Annotated in this window: 18 protein-coding genes; 10 read left to right on the top strand and 8 right to left on the bottom strand. The window is 42.6% G+C overall.

Features of this window, described 5'->3' with window-relative positions; translation table 11 throughout:
* Nucleotides 1-18 precede the first annotated feature (18 nt).
* Nucleotides 19-381 carry a hypothetical protein gene (locus tag L1266_RS13725; protein ID WP_054552266.1) on the bottom strand — a complete coding sequence of 121 codons (363 nt, stop codon included), beginning with the start codon at nt 379-381 and terminating at the stop codon, nt 19-21.
* A gap of 217 nt (nt 382-598) precedes the next feature.
* Here L1266_RS13725 and L1266_RS13720 point away from each other — a divergent pair, with 217 nt between their 5' ends.
* From L1266_RS13720 to L1266_RS22420, 5 genes are all read left to right on the top strand, one after another.
* Nucleotides 599-1486, top strand: a complete 888-nt coding sequence (locus L1266_RS13720) for a MipA/OmpV family protein (protein ID WP_235377720.1) — start codon at nt 599-601, stop codon at nt 1484-1486.
* Nucleotides 1486-1869, top strand: coding sequence for a DUF3019 domain-containing protein (locus tag L1266_RS13715; RefSeq protein WP_054552264.1), 384 nt, complete (start codon nt 1486-1488; stop codon nt 1867-1869). The genes L1266_RS13720 and L1266_RS13715 overlap by 1 nt, the downstream gene beginning before the upstream one ends.
* Nucleotides 1869-2579, top strand: a complete 711-nt coding sequence (locus tag L1266_RS13710) for a response regulator transcription factor (protein WP_054552263.1) — start codon at nt 1869-1871, stop codon at nt 2577-2579. The genes L1266_RS13715 and L1266_RS13710 overlap by 1 nt, the downstream gene beginning before the upstream one ends.
* A gap of 6 nt (nt 2580-2585) precedes the next feature.
* Entirely contained in the window at nt 2586-3770 is a 1185-nt protein-coding gene (locus tag L1266_RS13705) for an ATP-binding protein (RefSeq protein ID WP_235377719.1), read from the top strand.
* 160 nt (nt 3771-3930) lie between these two features.
* Nucleotides 3931-8871 (top strand): S8 family serine peptidase, encoded by a 4941-nt coding sequence (locus L1266_RS22420; protein ID WP_328260426.1) that lies wholly within the window; start codon nt 3931-3933, stop codon nt 8869-8871.
* Between the two features lie 60 nt (nt 8872-8931).
* Here L1266_RS22420 and L1266_RS13685 read toward each other — a convergent pair whose 3' ends face one another.
* Together L1266_RS13685 and L1266_RS13680 are read right to left on the bottom strand one after the other, a co-directional pair.
* The gene (locus L1266_RS13685; protein WP_235377718.1) at nt 8932-10077 is read right to left on the bottom strand and encodes a DUF1624 domain-containing protein; all 1146 of its coding nucleotides are present in this window, start codon (nt 10075-10077) and stop codon (nt 8932-8934) included.
* On the bottom strand, nt 10067-12151 hold the full coding sequence (locus tag L1266_RS13680) for a TonB-dependent siderophore receptor (RefSeq protein ID WP_235377717.1): 2085 nt from the start codon (nt 12149-12151) through the stop codon (nt 10067-10069). Before L1266_RS13680 ends, L1266_RS13685 begins: the two co-directional genes overlap by 11 nt.
* A gap of 279 nt (nt 12152-12430) precedes the next feature.
* Between L1266_RS13680 and L1266_RS13675 the strand changes: the two genes are divergently transcribed.
* Nucleotides 12431-12676, top strand: a complete 246-nt coding sequence (locus L1266_RS13675) for a DUF3297 family protein (RefSeq protein ID WP_171040424.1) — start codon at nt 12431-12433, stop codon at nt 12674-12676.
* A gap of 31 nt (nt 12677-12707) precedes the next feature.
* Here the strand turns inward: L1266_RS13675 and L1266_RS13670 are convergent, their stop codons facing one another.
* The 4 genes from L1266_RS13670 to L1266_RS13655 are packed head-to-tail and all read right to left on the bottom strand — an operon-like array spanning nt 12708 to nt 14314.
* Nucleotides 12708-12851 carry a hypothetical protein gene (locus L1266_RS13670; RefSeq protein WP_235374010.1) on the bottom strand — a complete coding sequence of 48 codons (144 nt, stop codon included), beginning with the start codon at nt 12849-12851 and terminating at the stop codon, nt 12708-12710.
* Between the two features lie 36 nt (nt 12852-12887).
* A complete protein-coding gene (locus L1266_RS13665; protein ID WP_235377716.1) occupies nt 12888-13301 on the bottom strand; it encodes a MerC domain-containing protein in 414 nt (137 codons plus the stop codon).
* A gap of 45 nt (nt 13302-13346) precedes the next feature.
* A complete protein-coding gene (locus L1266_RS13660) occupies nt 13347-13814 on the bottom strand; it encodes a Fur family transcriptional regulator (protein ID WP_194442498.1) in 468 nt (155 codons plus the stop codon).
* A complete protein-coding gene (locus tag L1266_RS13655; RefSeq protein WP_194442499.1) occupies nt 13811-14314 on the bottom strand; it encodes a ZrgA family zinc uptake protein in 504 nt (167 codons plus the stop codon). Before L1266_RS13655 ends, L1266_RS13660 begins: the two co-directional genes overlap by 4 nt.
* 140 nt (nt 14315-14454) lie before the next feature.
* On the opposite strand from L1266_RS13655, the gene L1266_RS13650 reads away from it, so the two are divergent.
* From L1266_RS13650 to L1266_RS13635, 4 genes are all read left to right on the top strand, one after another.
* Nucleotides 14455-16884: a TonB-dependent receptor gene (locus L1266_RS13650; protein ID WP_235377715.1), complete on the top strand. Its 2430-nt coding sequence runs from the start codon at nt 14455-14457 to the stop codon at nt 16882-16884.
* Nucleotides 16885-16912: 28 nt separating this feature from the next.
* Entirely contained in the window at nt 16913-18286 is a 1374-nt protein-coding gene (locus L1266_RS13645) for a 5-methyltetrahydrofolate--homocysteine methyltransferase (protein ID WP_235377714.1), read from the top strand.
* A gap of 157 nt (nt 18287-18443) precedes the next feature.
* Nucleotides 18444-21659, top strand: coding sequence for a S41 family peptidase (locus tag L1266_RS13640; RefSeq protein ID WP_235377713.1), 3216 nt, complete (start codon nt 18444-18446; stop codon nt 21657-21659).
* A gap of 239 nt (nt 21660-21898) precedes the next feature.
* Entirely contained in the window at nt 21899-22117 is a 219-nt protein-coding gene (locus L1266_RS13635) for a hypothetical protein (RefSeq protein WP_138619583.1), read from the top strand.
* 19 nt (nt 22118-22136) lie between these two features.
* Here the strand turns inward: L1266_RS13635 and L1266_RS13630 are convergent, their stop codons facing one another.
* Nucleotides 22137-23312, bottom strand: a complete 1176-nt coding sequence (locus tag L1266_RS13630) for an alpha/beta hydrolase-fold protein (RefSeq protein ID WP_442960604.1) — start codon at nt 23310-23312, stop codon at nt 22137-22139.
* Between the last annotated feature and the right edge of the window lie 16 nt (nt 23313-23328).

Raw genomic sequence — 23328 nt, 5'->3', positions numbered from 1 at the left:
ATTGCCGAATATTAAAAGCTATCGACCATCTTCGAATGAAGCAGTTGCAGCGACCTTACTCCAGCGACCATCCGTATATAAAATAGTCGCTTCAGCTTTATAAGATCTAAATGCTCGAATTTGGAATGAGCATGATGTTCCTGATGTACCACATGATGATGCCGCATTAGACCAAATAACACTATCAATTGCTGAACCATCGCCAACTACACGAAATACAGCTGTTGCATTTGTTTGCCCATAAACCAATGCAAAACAACGGTTTGGTGTATATTTGTCATACGCTTGCGTATCGACATAACACTCCATTGAATCCGCACTTGCATGAACAGAGAATGCGCCTGAAAGCAATAAACCTAATGCTGTTAATACCTTTTTCATATATTTATCCTTATTTATTAACCAAAAGTGGTACAAACAACTTACAGGAATAAAGTCGCATTAAAAATACGAAATTAATATCAACTTAACTATTTTAGAACATTTAATTTACACTTGTTCGAGTTTCACCTTGCTACAATTTGGTACATTATTTCATTGTTCAAGCCTGCATTAACACCTTAATGTTAAATACTCTTTTCATTTAGGTTGTTTATTTGTGACTGTTCTAGGTAGTTGCTCGCTTGGGCTACGAGTTTTATTTCTAATTAGTGCATTTTTCCTTTCACCAACGGCAAGTAGCACTGATTCTGCGTATTTAGCAGATGAAGGAGTAAGCCTTGGAGTAAGCTTAGGCTATGGTCAGCTCGCCAACCCAGTTTATAAAAAAGACGATATTCCTCTTTATGCCCTACCGCGTATTGAGGTATTTGCCGGTGACTTTTCATTTGCAAATACTCAGTTTGCTTGGACCCCCGTGTGGGGCGATAACTATCAAGTGTCGTTATTCACCCAACTTAATGAGGATGGCCTATATTTTACTAAGCATTCAGCTATATTAGCCGCGGTTAGAACAGCTAGCGGTCGCCCCTCAATGACGCCACCACCACCCGGTTCAGGTGTCGAAACACCAGTGGTGATAAAACGCCGCGGTGATATTACTAAAATATCAAAACGTAAACTGTCGGCCATGAGCGGTATTGAAGCAATCGTTGACTGGCAAAACTGGCGTTTTAGCGCGTATTGGTCAATGGAACTCACCAACTATCACAAAGGGTTACAAGGCGCATTGTCTGCACAGCGCTTGTTTTTATTTGATCAACATCTGGTTTTGCTCGGCGTAGAGTTACAGCATTTAAGTGCTGGTTTAGTGGATTACTACTATGGTAGTGCTTTGCAAGAAATGGGCGCTGGATTTAGCCCTTTTTTAGGTCACTCTAGTCAAAAATACAATCTAAAAGCCGGTTACCAATATCAGTTTAATCAACAATGGCAATTTATAAGCGATATAAAATACCAACGCTTATCATCAGGTATCGCCGATAGCCCCCTTATCAATGACAGCAACTTACTGTCTTTTTATGCTGGCTTTGCATGGAATTTCTAATGATGTTACTTAGCAAGCTTCTCTCATTTTTACTTATCTGTAGCCTCGTATATATCGACAGCACATTCGCAAAAGCAGGCTACATTGAAGTATCACCAGAAAACTGTGTGACGGTAGAGCAAGACTGTGTGATGGATGTATCGATTAATTGGTACACCGAAGTCAGCAAAACAGTGTGCATTCGCGTTACTGATCAACAAATTAGACTATTCTGCCATAAACCAAGCCAAGGACAGAACTTTGCAATCACAGTGCAAAACAATCGCAACATTGTGTTAGAGCTACTCAGCGAACAGCTCGAACCCTTAGAAAGCACAGAAATTAGTTTATTCCACCAGCACGTAAAAAAACGTCGTCGTGATATCGCATGGAGTATTTTTTGATGAGCCAGCATACTATTTTATACATTGAAGATGATTTAAAACTTGCCCAGCTAGTTTCTAATTATTTAAGTAATCATGGTTATATCATTGAACATTTTGACAGTGGTTGCCATGCTTGTTACCAAGCAAGTAGCAAGAAGTACGACTTAATTTTGCTAGATATCGGATTAGGTTCAGAAGATGGTTTTGAGGTATTTAAAGAGCTAAAACAAGCCCAAGATACACCCATTATTTTTATGACTGCAAGGCAGAGCCAAGTCGATCATATCACTGGCCTTGAACTAGGCGCCGATGATTACCTAACCAAACCCGTTTCCCCGTCAATTTTATTAGCGCGAATTAACAATACCATTCGCCGCAGCCTAGCTGTAAAGCCAACAAGTACCACTCACAACGCCCATAACATTCGCTTTGGTTCTTTAAGCATTAATACCATTCAGCGCGAAGCTTACTTGTATAGCCAACCACTTGAACTAACCAGTGCAGAGTTCGAAATACTGATCCAACTAGCTCAATCAGCGGGTCAGTTGGTCAGTCGAGACCAATTATTTGATGGCACCATTGGCCGTAAATACGATGGTCAAAGCCGCACTATCGATGGCCGCATTAGCCGCTTACGCAAAAAGCTCGGTGACGAAGCGGTGCCAGCACAAAAAATTGTAACCGTTTGGGGCAAAGGATATATTTTTTCTCCACAAGCATGGGGGTAATGCAGTTTGCTACGCCTATTTTGCTATTTGTATTTAACGCTAGCAGTTTGTCTAGGGAGTGCCGCTTGGTTACTAGAAACCTATTTCCCAAGCCCACCAAGCTACAGTACAGAACAGCAATTAGCAGAAAGCATCTTAATCCTTACGCCCAATAATCCTGCTATTAAACACTCACCTCTTGCAAACTTTTACCTTGGTGAACAACTACAGGCATCACTTTTAGCAGGTCAGGTAATTAGTGTTAACGATGCCAATAGCAACCTTTACTTTCATAAGTTAGCTGATGACAGGCACACCTTATTAAGCATTGGCCCCTACAGCCAGCCTGCTGATCAGGGTTATCAGTCTTTAGTGAGCCTACTGTTTTACTCTAGCCTTGCCTTAGCTGTGGTGATTTTTACAGGTCCACTGCTGTTTGACTTAAATAAGCTACGCAAAGCCAGTAGTAAAATATCTAACGCCGACTTTACAGCACAAGTGCACTTCACACGTTTTAGCCTGCTAAAGAGCATTGGCGATACCTTTGATAACATGGCATTAGCGCTTCATAACCGGAATCAAAGCCAACGCGAATTAATCAATGCTGTTTCCCATGACTTTTTAACGCCTATATCACGGGCTAAATTCGCCCTCGAAGCAGTCGTTGATAACAATGCTTATCGGCACAGTGTGTTGCAAGACATTATTGAACTTGAGCTATTAGTCGAAGAGTTTTTAACCTATGCCGAGCTTGAACAATGTGAACCCGCCTTGCTAGTGAAAGACTACTGCCCAGACGAACTATTACAGCCCTGCATTACTAAGTTCCAAAGCTATTGTCCTTTGGCTATTCGTCTTGACTGCGAATTAACAGCCATTTACGTTGATAAACAAAGCTTTCAACGCTTATTGCAAAACTTACTCGGGAATGCGGTTCGCTTTGCTAAAACGCAAATTCTTATCAGGCTTTCACAATGCAAAAACGGCACTTTGTTAGTGATTGAAGATGATGGTCCGGGGATCCCAGAACACAAGCGCGTCAGCCTTATGCAGCCATTTTCAAAAACCGCTTCAGTGCACCAAACAGGCTATCAAGGTGTTGGCCTTGGCTTATCAATCGTTAAGCAGCTATGCCTGTGGAATAACGCAAAGTTTAGCCTAGATAACGCGCAAACCTTAAGCGGAGCAAGAGCAAGTATTCTGTTTCGATAAGCAGTTTTTCGGTAAAAATGTACCAAGCTGTAACAGTGTGTGCCAATTATTTACATTTCATTGATGTTATAGTCACAACTCAACACTATCCCTACTGATTACAACCGTTCGCCGCTAGCGCGAGCTCATAATTATAATCCTTCGAGGGAAGTTAGATCACATGTTCAATATGAAAAAAGTATCAGTGATGGTCGCATCTGCACTTTACTTAGGTGTAGGTACGTCTGCTGCTGCGCTAAATGACCAAGCATGGCCAGAAAAGCCTGCAGGCTATGCGCCAAAGCAAACCGTTAGCAATGAATTTTTGTGGGAAGACAAGGTTAACAACACAGTTAAAAAACAAAGCCGCGTTTTCACACCAGAGAAAGATATTAGTGGTATTCAAACTTATATCGTGCAACTGGACGATGCACCTATTTCGACTTACCAAGGTGGTGTTAAAGGGCTTGCGAGCACTAAAGATGTGGTAATGCAGACGCAACAAGCAAATACGCGCTCAACGTTGAATATGGCACAGTCTGCCATTGCAATGTATGCAAATCACCTAGCAAGTAAGCGCCAGTCAGTACTGAGTACTGCGATGAGCCAGCAAGGCTTAAGCCTAAATATTGAGCGCACATTCAATGTGACATTAAACGGTTTCACCACCAAAATGACACAAGATGAAGCGAAGCGCCTAGCTAAAGTGGCTGGCGTGAAGAAAATCACTCGCTCAAAAATCTACAGCCTAAATACCTTTAATACCATTGAACAAACAGGTGCTTCTGCACTTTGGAGCGCAAGTGCTAGCAATCCTAGCAGCAACAAAGGTGAAGGCACGGTTGTAGGTATCATAGATACAGGTATCAATACCGATCACCCATCATTCGCAGCAGTAGGCGGCGATGGCTACACTCACACCAACCCACTAGGCGACAAGTACCTAGGTGACTGTGCAACCGCTGAATTTGCTGATCTGTGTAACGACAAGCTAATTGGTGTTTATTCTTATCCCGAGATCACCGCAGCTTATGTGGATTCGGTATTTGAAGAGACTCGCCCAGAAAATGGTGAAGACTATCATAGCCATGGCTCACACGTTGCTGGTACAGCAGCGGGTAATATCCTATACGATATTCCTTACAAACTGACTGAGTATGAAAGCCAATCACCAGGTTTAGAAACCAATGTAACTTTCCCGCAAGTATCAGGTATGGCACCCCATGCCAATATCATTTCATATCAAGTATGTTGGCCGGGTAATTCTGGCGACCCTTATGCAGGTTGTCCAACAAGCGCTATTTTAGCCGCCGTTGAACAAGCTGCTATTGATAATGTTGATGTACTTAATGCTTCATTAGGCGGTCTTGAAGAAGATCCATGGAGCGATCCAATTGAGCAAGCATTCATGAATGCAGCCGAAAGTGGTGTATTTGTCGCTGTAGCGGCAGGTAACAGCGGCCCTGAGTATTCAACAGCCGATCACTCTTCTCCTTGGGTTACCACTGTTGCAGCATATAGTCCTGCAAGCAAAGTTAACTTTGGCAATAAACAACTTAAAAACTTAACTGGTGGTGATAATTCAGCGCCTGGTTCTTTTGAAGGTGCTGGTGTCAACTTTAACGAGTTAACAGGTTTAATTGTTGCTGCGACTGATTTTGAAAATCCGAATGAAAGTTCTAGCTATGCACTTGCTAACTGTGACAAACCATTCCCTGAAGGTACATTTGATTTAGTTGATGATCCTGCAACCGCTATTGACGAAAGCGCACAAGATGTCATTGTGGTATGTAAGCGCAGCTCTTATCCGTTATATTCTAAATCATTAAATGTACAAGCAGGCGGTGCTGAAGGCCTCATCGTGTATAACCAAAGTGCCTTTTATGATCGCTATACTATTCCTTCTATTTCCTACCCAATCCCTACAATACATATTAAAAATGTTGATGGTACAAGCTTACTAGAATGGTTGAGCGTAGGCGACAGCCACGTAGGCACCATTGAAGCAACCGAGGGCACCGTAGACGCAGTGGATAAAGACCGCATTGCTTATTTCTCTGGTCGTGGTCCATCATACTTTGGCTTTGATACTTTACTCGTTGATGTAGCAGCCCCTGGGGTCGATATTTACGCACCATCATCAGACGATCAACCGTTTACAAATAATCCTGCAACTTCAGATTGGCAATCTATGTCTGGTACATCAATGGCGAGCCCACACGTTGCAGGCGCGGCAGCATTGTTAAAACAATCTCATCCTGACTGGTCGCCAATGCAAATTCAATCTGCATTGATGTTAACTGCAAATAATCAGCTAGGAGTTGCTCAATACTTAAACAACTATGCAGACGATGGCTTTGATGCAGCACTTGCTGAAATGGGTTCGGGTAAAATGCAAGTTGAGCGTGCTGATAAAGCAGGCCTATTGCTTGATGAAACCATTGCTAACATGAATGCAGCAAACCCAAGCCTAGGTGGCCGTGAAAAAGCACTAAACACAGCTTACATGGTTGATAATGACTGTGGCTTTAAGTGTACGTTTATCAGAACCTTTACAGCGACAGAAGACGCAAGCTGGACACTTCATACAGAAAACTGGATTGGTAATAGTAAAATTAGTGTTGAGCCAAGCAACTTTGATATTAAAGCAGGCGAAACACAAAGCATTGTGGTTACAGTTGAAGCAAACCAACAAGCAACGCCACAAGAACTTGTTGATTACACAGGTAACCAAGGTCAAATCGTAATGACCTCAAGCAACCCTGAATCACCAATTTTAGAAATGCCTGTATGGACTTTCACTGGTGACACCGGTTTACCTGAATTTATTCAAATTGACGCACACCGACGCTCTGCGACAATGAAAGTAGGACCTTTCAACACGGGTGAAATAAGCAACTTAACAACACAGTCATACGGCTTAGTAAAAGGTCAGGTTGAAACAGTACACCTATTCAACGACACCACACCAGGCGACCCATTTGATAGTGTTGATGTCGACGGTGAAGCTGTAAACAACAACCACATTCAGTGGACCACTGTACCAGAAGACGCAAAAATGCTGAGCGCCAGTGTTATGAATGAACAATCTCGCGTATTGGTATTTATGGGTAAAGATAGTAATGGTGATGGCATTGCGTCTTTTGAAGAAACGCTATGTATGTCAACTAGCTACACCCTAACTAACTTCTGTAACATTGTAGACCCTGAAGCAGGTGAATATTTTACTCTGTATATGAACTTGCAAAATTACGATTACGATGAAGTAGATGAAGGAATAGAAGTTTCATTTGCAACCGCAATTACAACCTCTGACAATGGCTCACTTACTGTGACAGGACCAAGTAGCGTAGCAGGTTACGATAACTTTGAGCTTGACCTTGCATACAATTTACCTGACATGGAAGTAGGAGATATCTACTTCGGTGGCTTTGATATCGGTAGTAATCCAGAAGATATTGGCAATCTTGGTTTTGTACCTGTGATCATCGAGCAAGTTGATAAGGACGTTACTTTTACGGCGAGCAAAGAAAAAACATTTGTCGGTGATTTAGTCGACTTTGAAATTAGTGTCATTGCCAATAATGAGGATGAAGCACGTCAATTTGCGCTCAATACAGGATTCCCTAATGGGATCAATATTATACCTGATAGCCTTGTTGCAACCCACTCAACGCCTGTTGAACCAGTGTTAGATAACAATATGCTTTCGTTAGTAGGCATACAAGAAACCACAAAAGATGTAGGCCGAAATTATAATATCACTACCAATATCACCGATGAAATGTGCTCATTAACCGCGGCTCATTCGCCTGATCCTCACTATTTAGAGCTAAGAGAACTTGGCTGGCGAACACTTGTGGGAGTTGAAGGTCAATATTACAATGAGTTTGAGTACTCGTTTAAAGAACTAATGAACACAGATCTAGATGTGTCATTTCCATTTTTTAATAAGTATCACTTTGATGCTATAAAGCTCAACCCCGCAGGCTTAGTAACATTTGGTTCGCAAGGTCGCACATCACCATTTCATGTTGACCTACCAGAAGGTTACACTCAGCCGCCTCCGCCGCCATACCTTATCGCTCCTTTCTGGGTTGGTGACAACATGATCCCAGAGCGTGTGGACGGTGGTTATGGTAATTATGATGCCAATGCGGGTATCACCCCTACTTACACAGTTTCACGTGAGTGGTTAGTACTTGAATGGGATAACATTCAACGCAGCAACACCGAAGGTCAACTTATTGATGTAGAGATGTTTATGCGAATGGGGATTGATTATGAACCAGGTGAGTATGAGCTACTATTTGCGTATGACAATATTAATCTAGCCGATGCTCAGGGCTCTATTGGCCTAAAAGCCGCTGATGGCAGAGCCTTCATAAGTGGTGACATACCCATCGATTTAAATATCGGTAACAAGCTAGGCTTTAATAATATGGATGAAGTCTTACACGACGACCTAGTTGTATGTCTTGACTACACAGGCCCTGAAATCTCTAAGTTTGACGTAAAATTCCAGGCTTATATTGGTGAGCAAGCAGCAAACCAAACTCACCAACTAACCTTAGTGAACGGCTTAGAAGGTGCAGATGATGAAACCATCACCCTTGAGCTTGAAGTTATCGGTAACCTAGAAATGGCAGGCTTAACTGATATGTCGGTGGCAGAGAACGAAACGATTAGTTTTGACGTGCTTTATGCTGACGAAAACCAAGTGAGCAACCAAATCGAGGTGTTAGGTGAAAACTTCACTTATGAAGTATCTGGTCACACTTCAGGTAGCACTGTGACTATTACACCTGCGGCGCACTTCCATGGTGATATTGATGTAACAGTAAAGGTTAGCGACAACGTTAACCCAACTGATGCAGCAATGAGCTCATTTGTATTATCAGTGATGTCTGATGGTGAAGAGCTTGGCTGTACTGACAGCTCAGCAACTAACTATGATGAAAACGCCAATACTGACAATGGTAGCTGTACTTTCCCTGAGGCAGTAATCCCAGAGACAGAAATTGAAAAAGACAAGAAATCATCAAGCGGTTCATTCGGCTGGTTACTACTAGCAGTTGCACCACTGATGGCACTTCGTCGTAAAAGATCTCAGATTAACTAAGGACGAGTTAATTAGGATAGTTAAGTAATGCCGATATGTTTAACATATCGGCATTTTTCGTTATAAATACTTTAACCAAGGCTTGTTAGCCTTACGCTTGTATTCACTAAACTTCTTGGTTGGCCAATATAGCCCTATTGCCAACAATAAAGTAATAAACCAAATACCGGATATATCACTGACTCCTAAATATTGTCCTTGATTTGCCCCCCAGATCAGCATGCCTATTTGATACATAAATAGCAGTACATAGAGGTGGAAAATATAAAAGAACATAGGCACAGAGCCATATACACGTAGCGCATTAGTAAAGCGGTTGAGTGGTCTTTCAAATAACCACAAGCCTACAAACATGCCTGCTAACGTGATCAACAAAAAGCTCAGTGACGGTGGGTACTTAGTCACATTAAACACCGACATCATGGTTTCGGTTGTGGTGCTAAACGTTTGCCATGGCAAGGTTTCACCATAGATATTAAACCCACGCAGCAGCGCAAATAACCCCACACATAACAGCGCTAACAGCAGCAATGCTCGTTTACGTGAATCCGCCGATTGAGTATGCGCATATAAAGGACCTGCACAGTAACCCAACAAAATTACGCCAATCCAAGGCAGCACTGGGTAGCTAATTTTGACGTCGATTAAACCACCTTGTGATAGATAGCCTCGATCATGCAAAATCGTCCACAGCGAGTAACCAAACTCATCGGGCGTAAAGCTGATTGGCGTCAGTAAGTTATGGCCAAATACAATAACTAAACCAAGCACCAGCAATAGGTTGCGTGGCAGCTTAATCAATGCTGCTAACACCAGCATACAAAGACCTATCGCCCACATCACTTGTAGCCAAATGGTGTGGTAGTAACCCATCCACGAAAAACAAATTAGGGTCACTTCAAGGGCGATTAAAAAAAGCCCTCGCTTGATTAAAAAGCTGCGTGCTGAGCGCGCTACGCCACTTGCGGGATGACTATAAAGCCACGCCGACAAACCAGTTAAGAAGATAAAGGTTGGCGCACAAAAGTGTGCAGCAAAGCGGCTCCAAAAAAGCCCTGGCGAAGTGGTATCAACCACCATGGGATCGGCCACCTGCATGTGCAAGAAAAACCGCTCTCGCACATGATCAAGTAACATCAGCAGAATAACGACACCACGCATGATGTCGATACTATGAATACGGCTTTTAACTTGCTCAGAAGTCATAACTTACGCCAAGTTTAAATTGCGTCGGCGCACCCGGGTAGGCCCACAATGCATTGTAAGAACTGGCAATATACTGCTCATCAAACACGTTATCGACATTCAGTGATACTGTCGTACGTTCTGTCGCTCGCCATTTAGCAAATAAACCAACCGTTTGGTAACTCGGTAATCGGAAGGTGAGATCAGCTGGGTCGCCTAAACGGTCAGACACATATTGATAATGACCACCAATCTTTATTTCTTGTGCGAATACACTCAGATCATGGTTTAAGCCAATCGAAAGGTTATTCTTTGGTACGTTCACAAGTGGACTGCCCTTAGGAATTGGCACTAACCAATCAACATTTAGGCTGTCTGTTGCAGTCTCGGCATCCACATAGGCATAAGATAGGGTGTACTCGGTATTGTCACCCAATGAACCTGTTAAATCTAACTCAAAGCCTGTGCTATTTGCTTTACCTACAGGTGTTGAATAACCCACATTTACTGGATCTGCCACCAGCATGTTGCTCTTGCTCGCATCAAAATAAGCAAGCGTACCGCTGATATTGGCGTAGCTAAATTTAATACCCACTTCAAACGAGTCACTTTCTTCAAAACCGAATGGATTACCTTCGGCATCGGTGCCGCTCAGTGGTAAAAAGCCTTCTGAATAGCTTGAGTAAAGGTTAACGTCGTCATTAAGTGCGTAAACCACACCAAAACGTGGACTAATGCGATTTTCTTTGCTGTTTGATGCAACACCAGACTTAGTTTCAAAAATATCTTGTTCAATTTCATCAAAACGCAGACCTAACATCACTTTTAAGTTATCGGTTAGATCGAGCTGATCTTGCAGATAAATACCGTACGCATTTTGCTGTTCGTTATTTTCGTACTGCATGCCCACTTCAGGGCCTTCAGTAGTGCTGTACTCTGGCTCATAAATATCAATGGTGTAAGTGCCATTACCACCACGGTAGCGATAAAGCCCAGTGCGCAGCTCATAGTCGTAACCATCAACACCAATCAGTACATGGTTAGTAATACCGGCAACATCAAAGTGACCGCTTAATTCAAAGCGCAACGATAAATCATCAGATTCATAGTCACGGTATCTGTGTTGGCGAGTTAAGGTTCTGCCATCATCAAATAATGACTGGCGCGATGGTGACAGCTCAGCATCTGACGAATAACCCGTTAACGTTGCAGTACGGTAACTCGCACCTAATAACAAGCTCCAATCTTGGTTTAGATCATTGCTGTAATTTAATTGATGACCACGTGAATGCACCTTGGTTGGAGCATCATTTGGGTTACCTAAAAAGCGTGACTCAGGTACGGTATCAAAATCACCATTTAGCACCACAATACCGCGGTCATACATTTGCTGTTGGTCAACATACTCAAACTCATAAGTCAGCGATGAGTTATCGTTGATTTGATAATAAAGCGAAGGCGTAATCACGAACTTGTCGTGGTGTACATAGTCTCTGAAGCTGTCGCTATCTTGCCATGCACCATTAATACGAAACGCTAAATCATCGCTTAGACCGTTAGTGAAATCACCTTGAATACGCTTGTGATCATCGCTACCGAACTCAGCTTGAAGTTGCCCTTGCTGATAAAACTGTGGCTTTTTAGTAATAATGTTTACGGTACCGCCCGGCTCTGAGCGGCCATAGAGTGCTGAGCCAGGTCCTTTTAATACTTCAATGTATTCAATATTTGATACATCACGCGGACCTGCAAAACCGCGACCACCACTAAAGCCGTTAACTAAATACCCAGACGGCATATTTTCGTTACCTGATAAACCACGGATTGAATAGCTATCCCACAGCGCGCCACCATTATTCTTGCGAGTAATGCTGGCAGAAAAATCCAGTGCATCACGAAACTTAGTAATACCGTTATCAGTCATCATGTCTTTACTTAATGTGGTGATCGACTGCGGTAAATCTTTTGTTGGAATATCACCACGAAACGCCTGTTTGTGTTCAATGGTGATTGTTTCGATATCGCTGTTATCAGCTGCATGGGTATTCGCTGCAAACGTCGCAGCTAAAGCTAAACTTAGTGTTGAGTACTTCATAAGGTCTGATTGTAGAAATTAAGCAAAATGATTTGTTATAAAATAACATAAATAAAAAATGGGTTATAGTATAACAATGCATTTTATTGCTAATTTTTAACCCGTCATTTTGACTACTGCTTAACACACGACTTCGACAAAAGAGTGAAGCCATAGCCATGCGTGAAGAGCATTCAGAACAAGCCTGCGAGTAAACAATAAAATTGCCATGTAGATACTTGAGCCAATGCCAGCTATTGCCTACAATGGCGCACAATTTATTCAATGCAGATCGCGACTATGACTGATACACAAAAACCAGAATTACCAAACCAACTTTCTATCAACCCACGTAGTAAATTTTATGTGGAAGAAGTTTTCGAGCATGAAATTGGTGTAAAACTTAACGGCAAAGAGCGTTTTGACGTTGAAGAATACAATATCAGCGAAGGCTGGATCAAAATCGCTTCACCAAAAGCGCTTGATCGCCGCGGCCAACCTTTACTATTAAAAGTAAAAGGGACTGTAGAAGTATTCTACAAGTAAATCAGTTTTACTGAACAAGCGTGTTGGTCAATCACTTATTGGCCGACAAGCTTGTATGTAGGGCCTGCTTATAAGCTTCTATTGCGGGAATAAAGGCGGTGATCACCGCTGCAATCGTTATCATCAACACTAATTCAAGTATCTGACTATTAAAAAGCTCTCCAATTAAAGTCATCAGTTAAACACTCATTACTCAATTTTATTCTGCAACCTATCGCTGTTCGCTAGGACAAGGGCAGTGTTCATCTACTTTTGTATTACATAAGCGAAAGTTAAGCCAATGCCCTGCAATTACAAATAACGACCCTAATAAGGTCAGCACTTTCTCACCAGCTTCACCAATGATATTTTCGCCTAATACTACAGCCGACAATAATAGAGCAAGACCCACAACCCCCAGTATAAATAATTGATATCGTTTATGTTTTTTACACCCTAAAAATAGCGCTAATAAGCTACTTGGCAACACTGCTGCCAACATCCAAAAATGAAATTGCTCGTTACCTAAACCCAGTGCAGCGGCACTTGGTAATAAAACTAATAATACTGGCACAGCTAAGCAGTGAATCGCACACATAGCTGATAACCCGATGGCAAACTTATCCATCATTAATTGTAATTTCACTGAAAAATTCCTAAAAAATAGAACACATGAATTATAAAAAGTGCATCAAGCAAGTTTAGCTTGGCACTCACTACATACCCCCATCATTTCAAATTGCTTTGTTTGTGAGGTAAAGCCCACATCAGCAAAGTGAGGGAAAAGCTTTGCAACATCACTTTGTGAAACCGCTAAAGTCTCAACTTTTTGGCAATGACGGCAAATCAAAAACAAAGAAATCTCACGCTTAAAAACCTCACTGTCGGTACCGTAAGCAATATATTTGTTAGCACTATTAAGCCTGCGAACAAGGTTTATCGACTCCAAAAAGCTCAAGATTCGATAAACAGACATAACAGATACACTAGAGCTTGTGCGCAGCTTGTAGCAACTGGCCAACTCGTATGCTGATAGCGGCACGTCTGTGGTTAGTAAAATTTGCAGTATTTGCTTGCGCTGAATGGTGAATTTTCTGCCATGCTCAAGGCAAACCTGCTTTGCTTTATTAAGTGTGCTGGTTAATCGCTGTTTATTCATAGCGGCCACTCAATATAAGGTTTTGTAGCTGTCAGCTCTGCTATCCCTTGCGCTTGCTCTGTGATCCACTGCGCTTCGATAACAGATATGGCTTCAGCCCATGTAAATAAAGTCACAGTGACTTTAGAAACGGGCTTATCGCAGCTAAACGAGTATTCAACTTCAAGGTCTTGATGTGAATGATGAGTGTGATGCTCAAATGGGTTTTCAAATTTAGCATGAATAAGCTTACATTCGCCGTTAAATGTCACTAGCTGCTGTGAATTTTCTAATTTGGCTAATGTTTTTTTAATAGTTTGCTTTTGCTCAGCTGTCTCGGGCTGATGCTCAAAGCCAAAAATATCTCCAGCCGGTAAAATGAACTTAACCTGCCATTTGTCTTGATCATGAACCACAAAAAGCACTCCCTCACCATGTGAATGATGATGGTGTTGATGCCCTTGAGCTGAAAAAATACATCCAACCATAAAGCATATCACTGCCAACTTTGCTGCTTTCATAACCCGAACCACTCCATTTACCTCACTATAAATATGCTGTTACAAAAAAGAATAAAACTCATTCATCGATTCACACTTGATACATTATAACAATTAAAGCACAATTGATACATTATAACGTACTAAAAGAGTGGTAACTAATGAATAACATATCAAAAATAGCTGTCGTCATAGCGACGTTATTACCAGCCAGTGTCTTGGCGCAATCAATCAAAGGCGTTGTGTTAAATAACCAAGGTAAAGCGGTTGCAAATGCCACAGTTGACCTTGAAGGCTCTGATCAAAAAGTAACAACTAACGACAAAGGTGAGTTTGAAATCAGCGGCTTAAATAACGGCTTAAAAGAGCTGCATATTTCAGCGCCAGGTTATGCTCACTTACATCGAGATATCACACTTGCCAATGACCAAGACCACAGCGCAACCTTTAATCTAAAGCGCTCACCGATTGAAGTGATTGATGTTGAAGCAACGCCGATTCATATGTCGGCAATGGAATCTGCCTCACCTGTTAGTGTGTTATCTGGCGAACAATTAAGACGCCAACAAGCATCAACGCTTGGCGATAGCCTCGAAAAACTACCGGGCGTTAACACAAACTTTCATGCCAAGGTTGCCAGTACGCCTGTGATCCGTGGTTTGAGCGGCCCACGTGTTTTAATTACGCAAAATGGCTTAGATGTAAGTGATGTGTCACGTGTTGGCCCTGATCACTCAGTGGCATCGGAAGCATCAACAGCGCAGCAAATTGAAGTATTACGTGGCCCAGCAACTCTTTTTTATGGCAGCGGTGCAATTGGTGGTGTCGTCAACGTAGTTGATAGTCGAGTACCAACAGACAGCACAACACGTGGTGAATGGAACCTAGAACATAACTCTGTAGATGAGCAAAAAGTTGCTTCGTTTAATGCCACCACAGGGACAGAGTCATTTGCCTTTTATGCTGATGCATTCTGGCGTGAATCAGACGATTACGAAGTACCTGTTGCCGCCGATATTGACGAAACAGAGCGCAGCTCAAAGTACGTAGTAGAAAACAGTAATGAAGACTCAGATGGCTTTACTTTAGGCACTAGCTATTTATTTGAGCAAGGTTACCTTGGTGTTGCGGTTGAGCAGTTTAACCGCCAATACGGTATTCCTGGCCATACTCATGGTGAAGAAGAAGAGCATGAAGGACATGACCATGAAGAGGAGCACAGCGAAGAAGAAGCCGTTTTTGCTGATCTTGAACAAACCAAAGTTCAGCTGCTTGGTGAATACAATATCGACAGTGAATGGCTAAGCAAAATTAACTTACGTGCGGGCCACACTGACTACGAACACGCTGAAATAGAACACGGCGTAGTAGGCACAACCTTCAAAAACGAAACCAATGAGCTGCGCGTTGACATTCTGCATAGCCAATTTGATGAGTGGAATGGTGGCGTTAGCTTTCATTACAAAAAAAGTGATGTAGAAGCACAAGGCTCTGAAGCCTTCACTCCTCCGTCGGTTACTGAAAGTATTGCTTTTGCAATTATGGAAGAAAAGCATTTTGGCGATTTTTTAGTGCAATTAGGTGGCCGTGTTGAGCGAGTTACTATTGATGCTAACAATGTGCTTTTACCAGACATTGGCGCCCATGCACATGATGAAGACGGTGATGAGCACGACCACGGTCATGATCATGGACACGAAGAATCAAACTACACACGTGTATTTGATGTCGCCCAAGAGTTTACACCAGTAAGTTTATCAACAGGGGTGGTATGGGATTTTACACCGGGTTATAACCTAGGTTTATCGGTATCGCGTTCTGAACGTGCTCCATCTGCTTCTGAGCTGTTATCTTTCGGCCCACACATTGGTACTGCAACTTATGAAGTTGGTGCGCTATTCGATACTCATGATGGTCATTTTGAGCTATCAGAAGAGGCTATCGACTTAGAAACAGCAAATAATATCGACCTGACATTCCGTAAAACCGAAGGTGATATTGGCTTTATCTTCAATGCCTTTTACAACCAAGTAGATAACTATTATTACCAGGTCAACACAGGCCTATACGCAGAAAGTGGCCATGATCACGACCATGGCGATGAACATGCTCACGAAGATGAGCACGATCATTCATCTGAACTACCGGTTTATTTATTTAAAACAGACGACGTGGTTTTACATGGTTTTGAAGCGCAAGTTGCTTGGCAGTTAACCGACGAATTTAAAGTCGACTTATTCTCTGATTATGTCCGCGCGCGTCTGAAAGACGGCGGAGATTTACCGCGTACTCCACCACTGCGTTTTGGTACTGAGTTTAGCTATCAAACCGAAAACTTAACGGCAAATATTCACGTTACGCGCTACCAAGAGCAAGACCGCATAGCACAACAAGAAACCACAACAGACGGCTATACCCTTGTTGATGCCAGTATTTCTTATGACTTATCGGTATTGAACCAAGACCTATCGCTTTATTTAAAAGGCACAAATTTAACGGACACAGAAGCCCGCGTTCATAGCTCATTCTTAAAAGATATTGCACCACGTCCTGGGCGCAGTTTTGCGCTTGGTGTTCGCGGCTACTTCTAAAACAAAATTACAAATAAAGGAAACCTACATGACACACTTATTTAGATTAAAACTATTGGCACTGGCAATTAGTAGCACCCTGATCACCGCATGTGGTGATGCAGAAACAAATATTGTTGAGAAAGACCCTATCGAGGTTCCAGACGACGGTGGTGATGACCATGATCACGATCATGACGATGGCTATACCATTGACTCAATGGGTCGTTTAGCGGTTTTAGCAGCAGATAGCAACGAAGCGAATATTTTTGATTTAGATGACGACTCGTTACTAGAAACGTTTTCGCTTACTCATGAATCAAGCTCACTAAATGTTTCACCAAGCTACCGTTATGCGGTTATTGCTAACCGTAACCAAGATTACTTAGGTTTTATCGATGGCGGTTTATGGCGTGAAGATCATGGCGAGCATTTACATGACTATAAACAAGGCCCTGCATTTAGTGACTACGAGCTAACAACGGGCAGCCGCCCTACTCACATCGTTAAACATGATGGCCAAATGGCCGTGTTTTACGATGGTAATGCCGACGCAGGTACAGTTGCCTCAGTAGAAGTGTTAACTGATAACGATATTACAAACGAAACAGAGACGCTTGCAGGTATTCAGTACGACATCAATATGCACGGTGTTGCAGAGCCTCGTGGCGAGCACCTAGTTGCAACATTACGTCGTGCTGATAGCGAAAGCACTTCAAACGCTAAAATCCTGCCGGATCAAGTGGGTGTTTTCCACCTTCATGACGGTGAATATGAGCTTGAACAAACATTTGAAGTTACTTGCCCAGATTTACACGGTGCAGCGCAAAACCATGATTATGTAGCATTTGGTTGTGGTGACGGTGTACTGGTAGCCCACCAGCATGATGATGAATATCATGCAGAAAAAATCGCCAATATAGATGCGCTAGGTGATACACGTATTGGCACATTATATGGCCATGAAGGTAGTGAAAGCTTTATTGCAATTGCATCGGGTGTATTTGTAAGTATCAACCCAAGTGAAGCTGAAATGGAAGTACTTGAGTGGCAACTTGATGAAGGCGCAAGTGCTGTATCTTACTCATTCTCAGCAAGCGGTGAGCACTTTTTAGTACTTGATAGCTTAGGCTTTTTAAACGTGCTTGAAGCCCATGAGCACGACGGCCACATGCACTGGGAACTTGCCGGTAAAGTAGATATCACTGAAGAAGACGTAACAACGATGCCAGAAGGCATGAACTTCAGCATGACTGTGTCACAAAATAGTGAGTTTGCTTACGTTGCTGACCCTATCGCTCAGCACGTACTAAAAGTACATATCGAAGATCTTGAAATTGAAGGTGATCTTGAACTGACTTTTGCACCAAGCGCTATCACTTGGTTAGGTATTGCAGAAGAAACTGACGATCACGACCACTAAGAAGTTATGTTTTATGGTATGACATAGCTCGCAAAGGTTGGCATTTACTGCCAACCTTTTTTTATTCATATTTTGTAACAGACTTTCATCGCATCAGCATCGCTATTTAAAACTGAATAGTTATGATGTAACAGTTCCCAAAATAGGATGTAATCCCATGAAAAAACTAACAACGTTGGCACTGGCCATGGCTGCGACACTGGCACCTTGGGCATCAGCTTACGAAACTAAAGACACGCGCTTACTGCGCTTTCCAGATATTCATAACCAAAGCGTTACCTTTGTGTACGGTGGTGATATTTACATTGCTAATACACAAACAGGCGAAAGCAAACGCTTAACCGACCATATTGGCTTTGAAACCTTCCCTAAGTTTTCACCTGATGGTAAACGCATTGCCTTTGCAGCCGAGTACAATGGCAGCCGCCAAATTTATGTCATTAACAGCGATGGTTCTGGCTTAAAACAACTGACCTACTACAACGATGTTGGCCCAATGCCACCACGCGGCGGTTTTGATTATCGTGTTCTCGATTGGACACCTGATGGCAAAAATGTGGTATTTCGTGCTAACCGTACACCGTGGGGTAAACGTATGGGTCGTCCATACATGGTGCCTGCTGACGGTGGCCTTGAGCAACCTCTGGCTATTCCAGAAACCGGTGGCGGCATGCTTTCGCCAGATGGTAGTAAATATGTTTACACGCCAATTGACCGTGAATTTCGTACTTGGAAGCGCACCCGTGGCGGTCGTGCACAAGATGTCTGGGTTTACGATCTAAAAAACAATACCTCAGAGCAGCTAACCAGTAACCGCGCTACCGATCAGCAACCAACTTGGGTTGGCGACAACATTTACTTTGTATCTGACCGTGATTACACCCTTAACTTGTATCAATACCAAAAAGGCGCTGAGCCTAAGAAGCTGACCAACCATAAAGACTTTGACGTACTGTGGCCATCAGCTGGCCCAAATGCCGTTGTTTATGAAAACGGTGGTTACCTTTACCGCTTTGATCCAAAAACTCAAAAAAGCAGCAAGCTGAGCATTAACATTGCTGGTGTGCGTCAATACGCAATGCCGTACACAAAAAATGTGAGTGACTTTATCGACTCAATGTCGATTTCTCATGATGGTAAGCGTGCACTCTTTACTGCCCGCGGTGAGCTATTTAGCGTACCGGTTAAACAAGGCCCAACACGTAACTTATCTTACACAGCAAAAGGCCGCGAAATTGACGCAAGTTGGTCGCCAAATGGCCGTTATATTGCTTATATGAGCGATGAAAGTGGCGAATACGAAATTTACTTAAAAGACCGCAGTAAAAATAATGCCACCAAGCAGCTAACCAGCAACGGCACTATTTGGCGTTTTACACCTATTTGGTCACCAGATAGCTCAAAACTGTTATTTGCAGATAAAAACCATACTCTGTGGTGGATAGATGCAAAGTCAGGAAAACAACACAAAATTGATACCAGCATCTACGATGAAGAAGGCATTCGCCAATATGCTTGGTCGCCAAATAGCGAAGACATTGTGTATGTGAAAAACAATGAAAACCGCTATGCCTCACTGTGGCACTACAATGTTGATAAAAAGAAAGTGACTCGCTTAACGGATGAAATGACCAATGAGCAAAACCCAACTTTCTCTCCTGATGGTCAATACCTTTATTTTAGTTCTGAGCGCGACTTTAACTTAGCCTTTAGCAGCTACGAGTTTGACTACATGTTTAATCGTGCAACGCGTATTTATGCCGCAGCCGTAAATGACAGCATCAAACCACTTATCGCACTACAAAGTGATGAAACAGCGATCGTCAGCGATAAACAAAAAGATGACGACAAGAAAGCTAAAAATACCCTGCAAAGCAGTGACTTTATGCAGCGTGTAACCGCTTTAAATGCGCCAGCTGGAGATTATCGTGGTTTAACGGCAGTAAAAGGTGGCGTGCTAACACTGGCTAATGGTGGCCTACAATTGATAGGCACAGCTCACGACAGCGAGCTTGAAACCGTGGCGAAAGGGGTTCGTAGTTATACTATTTCGAGCAACGGTGAGCACCTGTTAGTGCATGCGGGTAACGATTACAGCTTAATTGAGCCTAAAGCAAAACAAGACCTAGCAGCGAATAAGCTTGATCTTAGTAACATGACCTTAAAAATTGAGCCACAAATTGAATGGCAGCAAATGTATGTTGAAGGCTGGCGTACATTACGTGATTGGTTCTACGACGAAAACCATCACGGCCAAGATTGGGATGCTATTTTAGCCAAGTATCAACCTATGGCTGATGCTATCTCACACCGTAGTGACCTAGATTACATTCTCAGTGAAATCGCAGGTGAAATTAACTCAGGCCACATTTATGTGCAGTCGGGTGATATGCCAAAAGCAGAGCGTAAAAAGCACGGCTTATTGGGTGCAAAACTTGCCAGCGATCCATCTGGATACGTAAAAATTGAGCAAATCTTCCAAGGTGAAAACTGGCATGAAGACTTCCGCTCACCACTTGGCACAACAGGGGTAAAAGCACATAACGGCGACTACATCATTGCCGTAAATGGCCGCTCAGTAAAAGACGTCGCTAACTTCTACGAATTACTAGAGAACACTCAAGGTGAGCAAGTTGAGCTAGTCCTTAACAGTAAACCGCGCAGCAAAGGTGCATGGCAAGTAACCGTTAAGCCTGTCGCCAGCGAGCAAGGTTTGCGTTATTTAGACTGGGTTAACTCTCGTGCAGCTTACGTTGATAAGCTATCAAATGGCCGAATTGGTTATGTTCACTTACCAAATACAGCCTACGAAGGTAACCGCGCCATGTTCAAAAACTACATGCCGCAAACTACCAAAGACGCCATGATTATTGATGACCGATACAATGGCGGTGGCTTTATTCCTGAGCACATGATCACTTGGCTTGCTCGTAAACCGCTTAACTACTGGAAGCGCCGCGGTGTTGAGCCTACGAAAACACCACAATTTGCTCATGATGGTCCAAAAGCCATGCTGATCAATGGTTACTCAAGTTCTGGCGGTGATGCTATTCCTTACTACTTCCGTCAAGCTGGGTTAGGTAAGCTCATTGGTACCCGTACTTGGGGTGGATTAATTGGTATTTCAGGTAACCCAAGCCTAGTAGATGGCGGCCAAGTTATCGCGGCAACATTCCGCATTTTAGATAACGATGGCAACTGGATCATCGAAAACGAAGGTGTCACCCCAGATATCAAGGTGGTTGATCGCCCAGAGTTAATCTACCAAGGTAAAGATCCATCGATTGAACGTGCCGTAGAAGAGCTATTAAAAGAGCTAAAATCCAACCCGAAAAAGCCACTCACCGTGCCACCAGCACCGACTGACTTTTAATTCTTAACTGGTTGTTAAAAAGCAAAAAACCCCGCAGCAATGCGGGGTTTATTTTTACTAAATATCTAATATTCAAACTTGTATATACAAACTAATACACATTACTTGTTCTAAATTTTTGGTGCAGTTTAATATTTATCCAAACTAACACAACGTGAAAAGTGTGCAATTAAGCGCCTATGGGTTGTCATCTAGAGAAAATTTGAGCAATCAAAAATACCTTAAAAATAATAACAAGAGTGACTGCAAGGTTACTCAAAAAGGATACAGCTCATGTTAGCAGCGCAGCTGAACTACCAAAAGCGATTGATGCCGCCTTTCAATCTGCGGTGAGTGCGAAAACTGTGCCGGGCATTACTGTCGCGGTGACTGTGGTTAAAAACGTTAATGGTGATAACAGCGCAGATGTATTTGCGCTTGCCCTACAAACCCTAAGCTATTATCACCAAGACCATTGATTTGTTTAAGGCAGCTTAATTATAGCTGCCCTTGTAACCTCGTTTTTGTCTCTTTTAAGTAATCTGGGTAGGGATACGAGTCATCTGCAACAGCGATTGCAGCCTCAATTTGAACTAATGCTTGGCGAACATTACCTTGCATTTCATAGCCATATGACAAAGCTGACAGTGCATACGCTGATTTAGGGTAGTTTTTGATATTGTACTTAAACACCTCAATAGCCCGCTCAAATTGCTGGTTATCCGTTAAGCTGTAACCCAGCATCCTAACAGCGCGGTCTGGTGGCGCTATTTGCTCGCCCCATTGCTGAGATAAACGTTGATAATAGGCATCAATTGATGAAACATCATCGCCCAATGCACTCAAAGGCATATGTTTAGATAAAAATAAGCCATGGTACGCATTAAATGCCCCAGCGGCTGAGGTTAGGTTATGCGAAACGCCTGCAAAGGCATCGCTCTTAAAGCGCAGATTTTGCACCTTACTATTTTGCATTGTTTGCTGCATATCATCGTATCTTTCGCGCATAATGCCGGCTTCTTCGCCGATATTCATATATACATAGCTGTTAATACTTTTGGCTTTAGTAACAAAAGTATTTTGACTCTTAGCCGGAGCGCCATAGTTCCACCATACCGCAGGGCTATAAGCAATGTGCGCTTGAAATAACTCAGGGTTAGCCTGCATAGCGTAAAGAGCAAATACACCCGCAGCTGAGGCTCCGGCAATAACTCTATAATCATGAGTACGATACTGTTTATTAACCAAAGGCATCAGTTCTTGCTCTACGAAAGCTAAAAACTTTGCTGCACCACCGCCTTCGCCAACAGGCCCTTGTGGTTCTTTGTTCACTGTCGGATAAAAATCTCTAAGTCGATTAGTGCTTTCAATCGCAACTACAATCACCTCTGGCGCTTGATCATTTTCTTGTAAGCGCTCTAGCACAGCATTAATCAATGGTAAATTACCGGCCCCATCTAAACGGTAAATAACGGAATACCTTTTGTTTGGATGTGTTTGATAGCTTTTTGGCAATTGCACAACGACAGTGCGTTGCTCACTAAGATTACTTGATTCGATAGTATGTATATGTTGGCTGTAATTTGTAACCGCATCATCTGCAGCGGGTTGAGCCATTACATGACTAGTACAGAGTAAAAAACCACTAATACAGAGTAACTTAAATAGTCGCACGACTTATCCTTAAGAA

Source organism: Pseudoalteromonas sp. Cn5-37 (assembly GCF_021532495.1).
GTDB classification, from domain to species: Bacteria; Pseudomonadota; Gammaproteobacteria; order Enterobacterales; family Alteromonadaceae; genus Pseudoalteromonas; species Pseudoalteromonas simplex.
This window is presented reverse-complemented; position numbering and strand designations above follow the sequence as displayed.